This is a genomic window from Streptomyces sp. NPDC030021, assembly GCF_055574035.1.
Genome location: NZ_JBVIAH010000024.1, coordinates 1 through 11,240, shown reverse-complemented (window position 1 = coordinate 11,240; position 11,240 = coordinate 1). Strand labels below are relative to the sequence as shown.

The 11,240-nt window shown below is 71.2% G+C and carries 8 protein-coding genes and 3 pseudogenes; 8 read left to right on the top strand and 3 right to left on the bottom strand.

The window, feature by feature from the left end; translation table 11 throughout:
• Positions 1 to 175: 175 nt before the first annotated feature.
• From ACZ4YL_RS34425 to ACZ4YL_RS34405, 5 genes are all read left to right on the top strand, one after another.
• The gene (locus ACZ4YL_RS34425) at positions 176 to 1,120 is read left to right on the top strand and encodes an RNA polymerase sigma factor (protein ID WP_468121761.1); all 945 of its coding nucleotides are present in this window, start codon (positions 176 to 178) and stop codon (positions 1,118 to 1,120) included.
• A gap of 520 nt (positions 1,121 to 1,640) precedes the next feature.
• The gene (locus ACZ4YL_RS34420) at positions 1,641 to 2,510 is read left to right on the top strand and encodes an FAD-dependent monooxygenase (protein ID WP_468121759.1); all 870 of its coding nucleotides are present in this window, start codon (positions 1,641 to 1,643) and stop codon (positions 2,508 to 2,510) included.
• An 86-nt stretch (positions 2,511 to 2,596) separates the two neighbouring features.
• Positions 2,597 to 3,493, top strand: a complete 897-nt coding sequence (locus tag ACZ4YL_RS34415; protein ID WP_468121758.1) for an alpha/beta fold hydrolase — start codon at positions 2,597 to 2,599, stop codon at positions 3,491 to 3,493.
• Between the two features lie 10 nt (positions 3,494 to 3,503).
• On the top strand, positions 3,504 to 6,353 hold the full coding sequence (locus tag ACZ4YL_RS34410) for an AAA family ATPase (RefSeq protein ID WP_468121756.1): 2,850 nt from the start codon (positions 3,504 to 3,506) through the stop codon (positions 6,351 to 6,353).
• 129 nt (positions 6,354 to 6,482) lie between these two features.
• Positions 6,483 to 7,175, top strand: coding sequence for an alpha/beta hydrolase (locus ACZ4YL_RS34405; RefSeq protein ID WP_468121755.1), 693 nt, complete (start codon positions 6,483 to 6,485; stop codon positions 7,173 to 7,175).
• Positions 7,176 to 7,357: 182 nt separating this feature from the next.
• On the opposite strand, the gene ACZ4YL_RS34400 is transcribed toward ACZ4YL_RS34405, so the two are convergent.
• A complete protein-coding gene (locus ACZ4YL_RS34400; RefSeq protein ID WP_468121753.1) occupies positions 7,358 to 7,573 on the bottom strand; it encodes a three-helix bundle dimerization domain-containing protein in 216 nt (71 codons plus the stop codon).
• A 574-nt stretch (positions 7,574 to 8,147) separates the two neighbouring features.
• Here ACZ4YL_RS34400 and ACZ4YL_RS34395 point away from each other — a divergent pair.
• Together ACZ4YL_RS34395 and ACZ4YL_RS34390 are read left to right on the top strand one after the other, a co-directional pair.
• Positions 8,148 to 9,623: pseudogene (locus tag ACZ4YL_RS34395) on the top strand (APC family permease).
• 132 nt (positions 9,624 to 9,755) lie between these two features.
• A complete protein-coding gene (locus tag ACZ4YL_RS34390) occupies positions 9,756 to 9,899 on the top strand; it encodes a hypothetical protein (RefSeq protein ID WP_468121751.1) in 144 nt (47 codons plus the stop codon).
• Positions 9,900 to 9,983: 84 nt separating this feature from the next.
• Here ACZ4YL_RS34390 and ACZ4YL_RS34385 read toward each other — a convergent pair.
• Positions 9,984 to 10,360 (bottom strand): annotated as a pseudogene (locus ACZ4YL_RS34385) (winged helix-turn-helix transcriptional regulator).
• A 138-nt stretch (positions 10,361 to 10,498) separates the two neighbouring features.
• Between ACZ4YL_RS34385 and ACZ4YL_RS34380 the strand changes: the two are divergent.
• On the top strand, positions 10,499 to 10,906 hold the full coding sequence (locus ACZ4YL_RS34380; RefSeq protein ID WP_468121750.1) for a RidA family protein: 408 nt from the start codon (positions 10,499 to 10,501) through the stop codon (positions 10,904 to 10,906).
• An 87-nt stretch (positions 10,907 to 10,993) separates the two neighbouring features.
• On the opposite strand, the pseudogene ACZ4YL_RS34375 reads toward ACZ4YL_RS34380, so the two are convergent.
• Positions 10,994 to 11,240 (bottom strand): annotated as a pseudogene (locus tag ACZ4YL_RS34375) (IS5/IS1182 family transposase); the annotation flags it as partial.

Here is an 11,240-nt window from a genome sequence, read left to right as displayed (position 1 = left end):
GGAGTTGGCTGCCGGAGGAACCGAGCCGGTCCACCGATCCTGAATCGTCGGCAGCACACACCTGGACCGGACGCGCGAGGACTGCACTGTTTGCGTCGCCGAATGGGATAGTCGGAGCTTCATCTCCCCTGTGCATCACGGCTCGTGACGGATCGCCATGGAGGCGTACGGAGACATGGCACCCCTCGACCCGTCTGCGGGACCCACGGACGAGGAACTCACCCGCAGGGCTCAGGTCGGCGAGACCGGAGCCCTCGGGCTGCTGCTGGCCCGCCATCAGGCATCGATGCGCGCAGTGGCGCTGAGCCTGCTCGGATACGGCCCCGACGCGGAAGACGTGGTCCAGGAAGCCGCATTGACCGCGCTGCGGCGCATCGGTGACGTGCGGGATCCAGCGGCCGCGGGAGCGTGGCTGCGTGCGATCGTACGCAACGCCTGCCGCATGCGCCTGCGCAGCACACGGGAGGTGCCGGGCCTGGACGGCCTCGACCGACTGCACCTGAGCGACCGCGAGGCTTCGGACCCCGAGCGGCGCATCGAGCGGCACGCGATGCGCGACTGGATCTGGGACGCGGTGGAGGAACTGCCGCAGCAGCTGCGGCTGGTGCTGATGCTGCGCCACTTCAGCGGTATCACCTCCTACCAGGAGATCGCCGACGCCTGCGAGGTGCCGGTCGGCACCGTGCGCAGCAGGCTCAGCCAGGCCCGCACGAAGATGGCCCAGGTGCTCATGTCGACCGCCGAGCAGGCGCACGACGACGCTTCCACAGTGACCGACGGGAGCAGGCGCGAGGCGCTGGCGACCCTGCAGGCGTGGGAGACCGGTGGTTTGCCCCGGGAGATCTCCGAGCTGTGGCCGGCGGAGACCGAAATGGTCGGCAGGCTCGGCAGGCCGGGCGAGCGCGTCCATCCCGTCCCGGTCATGCGCAGCTACCTGGAAGGCGGGGTGCGCCAGCACCTGCGCCACGTCGTGGCCGGTCGGGACATCGCCATCTGGGAGATGGACGTCACCCACCACGGCGCCGACCACGTCTGCCCGCCGTCGCTCGCCTGGCTCATGTTCCGTCGCGACGGACGAGTCGAGAAGCTCCGGGTGGTCTTCCCCCGGCCGGCGCAGTAACGACTCGGTACGCGGTAGCGCGGGGTCGGCAGTGACATGACGACGGCCGCGCCGGTTGAGTGGATTGTGACGTCCTTCTCGGCCCGCGCGGCCTTGTCCCGTCCTGCCTCTGCGGCCTTGATCGTGCACATCTCGGCGACTTGATCGAGGAAGTGGCCGGGCCGTGGGCGGCACAGCGCGAGTCTGCGCTCCAGGAACGGCGCGGCCACGACCGTCGGCGGGCGGCCGGTGCCGGGCCCCATCACCAGCTGGTCTTCGTCGACCGGGTGCTGATCACCCTGGTCTGCCTGAGGCTGCAGCTGCCGCACGCGGCGCCGGCCGAGCGCCGAACTGGTTCCCGTCCACCGCACGGCGTGCTGATCACCACCAGACAGTCCACCAGGCCGGCACGTCCCGACCTCAGTCGCGTACCAAGTCGTAAGGGGCTTAACGGGTTCAAGAGGCGGGCTGGCTCGGCGACGTCGCCCTCGACAACCCGCCGCGGCCCGGCTTCAGCACCCTCGGCCCCCACGGCGGCCTGATGGTCGCGCCGCTGCCCGGCGGGCGCTACCGCGTGGTCGGCGTCAGCCCCGACAGCCTCACCAGCACATGGCCGGGCGACCTCACCCTGGAGGAGCTGCGGGCCAAGGCCGTCGCCATCGCCGGAGAGGACTTCGGCATGCGCGATCCCGAGTGGCTCTCCCGGTTCGGCAACGCCACCCGGCTGGCCGCGCAGTACCGGCGCGGGCGGGTGTTCCTCGTGGGCGACGCCGCCCACCAGCACTTCCCCGCCGGCGGAGTCGGCATGAACGTCGGTATCCAGGACGCGCACAACCTCGGCTGGAAGCTCACCGCGACACTGAACGGCCGGGCGCCGGAGGGCCTGCTGGACACCTACCACGACGAGCGCCACCCCGTCGGCGCCCAGTTGATGGAACACAGTCGCGCCCAGACCGCCCTGATGACCGGCTTCACGCCCGAGAACCTGGCCCTGCGCTCACTGCTCAGCGCAATGGTCGCCCGTGAGCCGGAGTTCAACCGGTCCCTGTCCGAACGCCTCACCGCGCTCTCCGTCAGCTATCCCTCGGCAGATCCGGCGGCCCACCCCCTCACCGGCACCCGCGCCCCGGACCTGGGCTTCATCGGCTCCGAGGGTGGCCTGTTCTCCCTGCTGCGCGCCGACGCGCACGTCTTGCTCGACCTGGCGGCCGATGGCGGGCTCTCTGTCCTGGAGCGGCCCGGACTCGCCGTACGCATCGCGACCCTCCGCCGGCCCCCGGCCGCCTGGGCCGAGGTGCGGGCCGCGCTGATCCGCCCGGACGGGCACATCGCCTGGGCCGGAACCGAGAGGGGTGGAGCGGCTCTGGTCGCGGCCGCGGAGAGGGCGCTCGCTCCATTCCGGTCGTCGTGACGCACGTCACGTCGGCGCGGTCGAACTTTCCCTCCATCCGGGCATCTTGCCGGTGTCATCGACCGCCCTCGAGATCGGGAGCACTGATGGTGCCACCTCTGACCGGCCCGCTGGCCGAAGGCGTCCACACCCTCGTGGTGGAGGGCGTCACCTTGCGGTACCACGTCCACGGAAGGGGGCCGTTGTGCGTGGCGCATCCCGGTGGACCCGGCATCGAGTGGGGATACCTGCGCGCACCGGAGCTGGAGAAGAGCCTGACCATGGTGTACCTGGAGCCGGCCGGTACGGGCGGCTCGGACCGGCTCGGCGTCCACCCCGACGGTTACACCCGAGCCCGCTACAGCAGTCATCTGGCCGCGCTGATCGACCACTTGCCCGTTCACCGGGCGCATCTCCTGGGTCACTCGTACGGTGGATTCGTCGCCCAGTTCCACGCGCTTCACCGGCCCGACCAGCTCGCCGGAATGGTGCTGTACGAGAGCGCTCCGGTCACCGGGCCCGAGTTCGGGGAGGAAATGATGCGCAAGGTGGGGGAGTTCGCAGCCCGCCACGCCGGCCGCCCGGAGTTGCAGGCGGTGATGGAGGCCTTCGCGGCGATCCCGGCGATCGCCGACGACGAGGCCATGGTGGCGGCGGCCAAGGGGATCGTGCCGGCCTACGTCGCGGACTACTGGTCTGATGCGCAGCGGTGGGGCGAGCTGCAGGACGCGCTGCGGGCCACGTACATCTCCGGGCGGGACGAGAGCGGCGAACCCGACCTGATCGACGACCGCGAGGCACTCGGTGCCTTGAGGCTGCCCGTACTGGTCGTGGCCGGACGCCACGACGTCGTGTGCGGGGTGCGGTGGGCGGAGGAACTGCACAAGCTGGTTCCCGCCTCGCGGCTGCTGATCCTGGAGCGCAGCGGACACTTCGGCCACCTGGAGGAGCCGGAACTCTTCGCCCGCGAGGTCGCCGGGTTCGTGCTCACCGGAAACTCCTAGGACGCCCTCGATGCCACCCACTTCGTACGGGGGTGCCGGCGACGGCGCCGGCCCCGGCCGCGGCGAACACGGCCGTCCGGCGGACCAGGCCGCTCCGCCGGTGTCGGACGCGGACGGCCCGCTCATCGGGCGCACGGTGGAGATGACCCGGATCGACCTGTTCCTGGACGGGATCGCGCGGGCGGGCGGAGGCGGTCCGCTGTTGCTGCTCGGCGAGCCGGGCGTCGGCAAGACCGCGCTGCTGACCGCCGCCGCGTCCCGGGCCCGAAGCCGCGGTATGCACGTCCTGACGGCCGCCGGCGCGGAGTACCGGGCGCGGCTGAGCTTCAGCGGGCTCGGGCAGCTGATCGAGACGGCGGGCGGCGGACAGCCGTCCGTCGACCCGGGGGAGGCGCTGGCCGTGGTGCTGGGTCGCCGGGACGGCCCGGCACCCGAACCCGAGGCGGTCGTGAGCGACGTGCTGTCGGTGCTCGGACGGTTCGCAAGTCACGGGCCGACGCTGCTGGTCGTGGACGACGTGCAGTGGCTGGACCCGGCCAGTGCCACGGTCCTGGGCGAGGTCGCGCTCCGGCTGGCGGGCCGCGGAGCCGGGATGCTGTGCGCGGCCCGGGAGGGAGCGGACGGCTTCTTCGACCACAGCGGACTTCCGGTCCGCGACGTGGGCCCTCTCGACGAGGACGCGGCCGAGGACCTGCTGGTCCAGCGGTTCCCGGCGCTCGCCCGGCGGGTACGGCGGCGCCTGATGGCCGAAGCACAGGGCAACCCGCTCGCACTTCTGGAGCTGCCGGTCACCCTCAGCGGCCCGCAGCGGGCGGCCTCCGAGGCCCTGCCCGCGCGGTTACCGCTGAGCCGCAGGCTGCAGTCGGCGTTCGCCTCCCGCATCGCCGGCCTGCCCCCGGCCACGCGGTACCTGCTGTTGCTGGCCGCGCTGGACGGGACCGGCGACCTGCAGGTCCTGCGGCGCGCCACTGCCGGACGGTGCGCTCTGGGGCACCTGGGCTCCGCCGAACGGGCCCAGCTGATCCGCGTGGACGAACCGTCCGGCCTGCGGTTCCGGCATGCGCTGACGCGGTCGGCGGTCGTGGAGCTGGCGACCAGCGACCAGCGTCGTAGCGCCCATCGTGCGCTGGCCCGCGCCTGGCAGGAGGCTCCGGAACGCCAGGCATGGCATCTCGCCCAGGCGGCGGAGGGCCCCGACGAGCGGGTCGCCGCACTCCTGGAACGGGCGGCCGCAGTCATCGCCCGCCGAGGCGACGGGCCCGCCGCGGTCGCGGCGCTGCTGCGCGCCGCCGAGCTCACCCCTGCGGGTCCCGGACGGGCCAGGCGCCTCGCCGAGGCGGCCTACACCGGCGCGAACATCACCGGCGACCTGCGCGACGTACCCCACCTGCTGGACGACGCCCGCCGCACCGCGCCCGGGGAGGCGCCGCTGGCCATGGCGGTGGCCGGGGCGGCCTACCTCCTCAACGGCTCCGGAGACATCGACACCGCACACCGGCTGCTGTGCGGGGCCCTCACCATGCGGCCCGAACCCTACGACCCCGGCGACGCCACGCTGGCCGAGGCGCTGCACACCCTGCTGCTGGTGTGCTTCTTCGGCGGCCGGCCCGAGCTGTGGTCACCGTTCGACGCCGCATTGGCCAAGTACCCGGTCGCTCCCTCGGTGCTGGCCACGGCGCGCAGCACGTTCGCCGATCCCGCGCGCACCGCCCCGTCCGACCTGGCAGTGCTGGATGCTGCCATCGCGGAGCTGGCGTACGAGTCGGACCCGCTGCGTATCGTCCGGGTGGCCATCGCCGGAGCGTACGTGGACCGGTTGGACGGATGCGTGGAAGGCCTGCACCGCGTCGTGGCGGGCAGCCGCCGGGGCGAGCACGTCACGCCCGCCATCGACGCCCTGTTCCTGCTGGGCAACCACGCCTGGCTGAGCGGGCAGTGGCCCGAGCTGCGGCAGGTGGCCCGCGAGGGGCTGGACCTGTGCGACCAGTACCACTATCCGATGCAGGCCTGGGTCGGGAAGTACCTCCTCGCCTGCGCGGCCGCGGCCTGCGGCGACCACCCGCAGACCATGGCGCTGACCGACCAGATGGACCAGTGGGCCCGGCCGCGGCGCGCGGACGCCGTGCGCGCCTACGCCGCCCACGCCCGGACCTTGTCGGCTCTGGGCCGGGGGGACTTCGAGGAGGCGTACCGGCAGGCGACGCTGATCACACCCCCCGGGTCGCTGCCGGAATTCGCCCCGCAAGCACTGTGGACGGTCATGGACCTGGTGGACGCGGCCGTGCGGACCGGCCGTCGCGGCCAGGCCCGGGACCACGCCGCAGCCGCCCGGAGCGCCGGCCTGGACGCGGTCTCCCCGCGGCTGCGGATGCTGGTGCACGCCGCTGGAGCCCTCGCCGGCGACGACGATCAGCACGCGGGCTTCGAGGGCTTCGAGGCCGCCGTTGCCGTCGACGGAGCCGAGCGCTGGCCGTTCGACCTGGCCCGCATCCGCCTCTCCTACGGTGAACGGCTCCGGCGCGGCAGATCACGTGCACGAGCCCGCCACCACCTGGCCGCCGCGGCCGAGACCTTCCGGCAGCTCGGCGCGACCCCGTGGGCCGACCGGGCCCACCAGGAACTGCGAGCCTGCGGCACCGCTGCGCGCACGGCTCACCGGCCCGGTACGGCGGCCCTGACACCGCAGCAGCGGGAAATCGCCCACCTGGCCGCCGCCGGCCTGACCAACAAACGGATAGCCGAACAACTCTCCCTGTCTCCGCGCACCGTCTCCACCCACCTCTACCAGGTCTTCCCGAAACTCGGCGTCACCTCCAGGGCCGCGCTCCGGGACGCGCTGAAACAGCTCAACCAGCACTGACACGCCGCCTGCGTCCCTCCGGGGGCGTCACCTACGTCATATGACGGAAGCGGCGAAATCGCCCGCATTCGTAGCGTTCGCAGCAAGGGACGCCCAGGCAGGGCATCCCGACGGACACGGGAGGAATGAATGAACGACACCGCACCCCGCGGCAACGTCGTGCTCGTTCACGGAGGCTTCGTGGACGGCTCCGGCTGGCAGGGCGTGTACCACGCACTGAAAGCCGACGGCTACAACGTGGCCGTCGTGCAGAACCCCACGCTCTCACTGGAGGGCGACGTGGCCGCCACCCAGCAGGTCATCGACGGGATGCCCGGACCGGTGACCCTGGTCGGCCACTCCTACGGCGGCGTCGTGATCACCGAGGCGGGCAACCACCCGAAGGTGAACGCCCTCGTCTACATCGCCGCGTTCGCTCCCGACAAGGGCGAGTCGGTGAGCACCCTCATCGCCGACCCGCCCCCCGGCGCCCCCGTCCCGCCGATTCTGCCCCCGAACCAGGGGTTCCTGTTCCTGGACCGCGACAAGTTCGCCGAATCCTTCGCCGGTGACCTGCCCATCGCCCAAGCCGAATTCATGGCCGACTCGCAGGTGCCCTGGGGCCTGGACGCCCTGGGCGGCGCGGTCTCCCAGCCCGCCTGGCGCACCAAGCGCGCCTGGTACCTGATCGCCACCGACGACCGCATGATCCCGCCCCCGGCTCAGCACGCGATGTCCGAGCGGATCGGCGCCCAGGTCGTCGAAGTGGCAGGCAGCCACTCCGTGTACGTCTCCCAGCCCGACGCCGTCGCCGACCTGATCAGGCAGGCTGCCCGCGCCTGAACACCGCGCAAGCCTCCTCACCGCGCAAGCCTCCTCACCGCGCCCGCCGACCGCCCCGTCACGCCTGGTCGGCGGGCACCGAACCACCCTCCTCAGGCCGTATCCGGCGACGCAGGTCATCCCGTACAGGAGCACTCCCTTGACTGACCGCACCGGCTACCGCTGGCACACCATGCGCAGGCTCAGGTACCGGGTTCCGCCTGCTCGTCGGAGGGCAGCAGATCCTTCGCCCGGCGCTCCATCAGAACGGGCAGGTAGGTGCGTACCCGTGCGTACCTGAGCTCTTCGTACGCCGTCCGCACCGAACTGTGCACCAGGGCGGCGTCCAGGTGAGAATGCGCCTTCACCAGCCGCTCGGCGACGTGGCGGATGGCGAGGGCATCCTCGGATTCCGTCATGGTGTACCTCAGTCTTCCTTGGGGAGCCCTTCCTCATTTTCGCGGAGCGGCCGTCGGCCCGGAAGTCGATCTTTCGCCGCTGTCGGCAGTATCCACCGGCTGGAACCTGGTGTGCCTGATGTGTCGAGTGGGCGCTCGCCGGGGTGACCGGCCGGGCTACGCGCCTGCGCCGACGTCGGTGCGGTCGAGCAGGCCGAGCAGCGCGGTGTGCTCGGCGGGGGACAGGTTTGGACAGCACGCGGCGAGGACCTCGTCGGCGATCCTGTGTCCTGCGCTCAGGACCTCCTCGCTGGAGTGGGGTGAGGTGGTGCTCGATGAGCCGGCCGGTGCCCGGGGTGCTCGGCTGATCGCGCGGAGGGCGTCCCACCAGCAGCTGGCGTCTGACCGGGCCGGCCCGGGCCGCGCCGGCGCGGGGCCGGCCCGGCGGGGCGGGCGGGGCGGGGACTGGCTGGCATCCGTACGGCCGGTCGCGTGAGTCGAACGGGAGATAGGGGCGGAAGACGGTGAAAATAGTGCACTGATTGGCCCCTGCCTGCTGTGTGCCTCGGGCGCTGGAGGGGCCCTGGAAGGTGAGGTGGCCGCGGTGGTGGAGTCCTCGTCCGATGCCCCGGGCGATGCGGGGGCCGTCGAGGCCGGAGGCTACCGGCAGGAGCTGAAGCGGACGCTCGGCCCCTTCCAGGTGTTCGTGATCTCGTTCGCGTTTATCTCGGTGGCCGTCGGCATCTTCGCGACCTTCGACGAAGTCCTGGTGACCGCCGGGCCGGTCGGGATCTGGTTGTGGATCGTCGCGGCGGTGGGACAGACCCTGGTGGCGTTGGTGGTCGCGCAGTTCGCGGCCCGCATCCCGCTCAGCGGTTCCTCCTACCAGTGGGCTTCGCGGCTGGCCAATCCGAAGATCGGCTGGTGGTTCGGCTGGCTGACCTTCTGTTACCTGGCGATCGGCGTGGTGGCGGTCGACAACGCGCTGGCCAGCCAGGCGTTCATGCCGCTCGCCGGCATCACACCGAACGAGGACACCGCACGTCTGATCACGCTCGTGGTACTGCTCGTCCAGACCGTGCTGGCCGTGGCCACCACCCGCCTGGTCAGCCTGATCAACACGGTCGCGGTGGGGCTCGAACTGGCGCTCGTCGTGGTGGTCGCGGTCGCGCTCGTCATCGCTGTCGCGGTCACGGGCGACGGCGCGGTCGGCAACCTCACCTCGCGCGGCGTCGTCGAGCACGCCCCCGACTAATTCGCGGTCGGCGGCGGGCTGATGCTTGCGATGATCATGGGGCTCGCGACCCTCGTCGGCTTCGACTCGGCGGCGAACCTGGCCGAGGAGGCCAAGGATCCGTTCCGCACCGTCCCGCGCGCGATCGTGGGATCGGTCGTGGCGGCAGGTGTCCTGGGCATGCTGTTCCTGATCACGCTCACCGTCGCGATCGACGACATCCCCCGCATCAGCGCCAACGGCTCACCGGTCGCGGCGATCATGCGTGACCAGCTCGGTCCGGCGATGGAGAGGACGCTGCTGGTCGCGATCACCATCGCGTTCTTCGGGGCCGGGATCGTGGTGATGGTCGCGTGCTCGCGCCTCGTCTTCGCGATGTCGCGCGACGGGCGCTTCCCCGCCCACCGGCTGATGCGGCGGGTGAACCCCCGCACGAGGACGCCGATCCCGGCGACCGTGCTGGTCTTCGCCCTGGGCGTCGTCCTGATGGTCGCGCTGCCGGGCGCCGCGCTGCTGGAGCTGGTCACGGCCTCGACCATCTTCCCCGCGGTCACGTACGGCTCGACCATCGTGCTCTACCTGACGGTACGCGGACGCCTGAGCCGCAAGAAGGGTGCCTTCGACCTCGGACGCTTCGAACTGCCGGTCTCGATCTGCGCCCTGGTGTGGACGCTCATCGCGTTGTTCGTGCTGGTGACTCCGAACGAGGCGCTCGTCTCCGTCGTGATCGTGGTGGGTCTCCTCCTCCTGGGTGGCCTGTTCTTCCTCGCCATGCTGAGGTTCGACCGCCAGGCCATGGAGACGGAGCCGGGTGAGGTGGACTCCTTCACCGGCTGACCGGGAAGCGTGCCCCTGCTCCGCCGTCTCCGGCGCGTCGACGTTCCCGCCCTCCTGCTGTGGGGCGAGAGCGACCGTATCGTCACCCGTCCACGGAGCCGTGTACGACGAAGCCTTCGGCAGGGGCCGGCTGTGGAGGCCATCCCCGAGGCGGGCCGCCTGCCACAGCTGGAACGGCCGGAGGCGACCTTCGCCGACCACTTGGAGGGCAGCGGCGCCACCCGAACGGCACTGGAGAACCTCACGGACTCCTGGATCCGCTACGCCTCTCGCTGATGGCCTTCAACTCGGTTCGCTCCGGCTTGATCTCCGCTTTGTTGGTCGCGGTGCCCCGGTGAACTGTCCGGGCGAGAGCGGTAGTCAGGCGTCGAAGCGGCGGGATGCCTCGATGTGACCGAAGTGCCGGTGGGGCCAGTCGCACATGACGTCGACGGTCTTCTGGAGGGCTCGGCCCGGCCCGGTGAGGCAGTACTCGACCCGTGGTGGCACGGTGGGGTGCACATCGCGTACGACGAGGCCGTTGCGCTCCAGCATGCGCAGGTTCTGGGTGAGCATCTTGTGGCTGATGCCTTCGACTTCGTTCCGCAATTCCGTGAAGCGCAGGGTGCGCTCACCGAGGGCCACGATGATCAGGAGCGCCCACTTGTTGGCGACGTCCGAGAGATCTCCCGTGCCGGCGAGTCCGCACGCCTGAGGTCCGCATCGTCGGATGAGTCGTTGAGCTGCTTGGTCACCATGAGGTTCCCCAGTCACCGAAAAGTGCGTCCTTCCAGGTCAACGTTCAGTCTCCTACGGTTACCCAGTAACCACAGGGGACCGCGTGCCGTCTGCTTCGGTGGCACCGTTCCCGCGATTCCTCACGGCAGGGAGCAGACATGCCCATCAACCTGGTAGACCCCGCAGGGCTGGCGAAGGTGGACCTCTACCGGCAGATGTCGGTCGCCACGGGGTCGAAGCTGGTCTTCATCGCCGGGCAAGTCGCCTGGGACGCCGACGGGGTCATCGTCGGCGAAGGCGACCTCGTCGCCCAGGTCGAGCAGTGCTATCTCAACGTCGCCGCCGCCCTCGCCGAGGTCGGTGCCTCTTTCGACCAGGTGGCCAAGCTGACCGTCTACCTCGTCGACTGGGCTCCCGACAAGATGCCCCTGTTCGTCGAAGGCGTTGCGCGGGCGGCTGCGAAGCTCGGGGCCACCCCGGCTCCGCCGCTCACCGGGATCGGTGTCGCCGCCCTGGCTGCCCCCGGCCTCCTCGTCGAGGTCGAAGCCACAGCCGTCATCGACTGAACAAGGGGCCTCGGGGTCACCCTCCGCCAGGCCAGGGGCAGCCGAGCGGCCCGGGTTCGTCACCAGGGCCACTCGGAGCGGTCGGACGGTTCGGGGCCGTCCTGCGGTGGTGAACTGGGTGCAGTCGTTGGTGTTGCCGCCGGTCAGCGCGAACGCGAGCGGGCGTTCGGATCCGTCGCAGGCCAGGTGGATCTTGCTGGTCAGCCCGCCCCTGGACCGGCCGAGGGCCGGGCTGCGGAGCCCCGTTACCGTCTTCGTGGCCTCGCAATGAGGCTCCCGGCCTTCGGCCCCGGTATGACTTGAGCCCCCAGTCGAGATGATCGAAAAGGTGGTG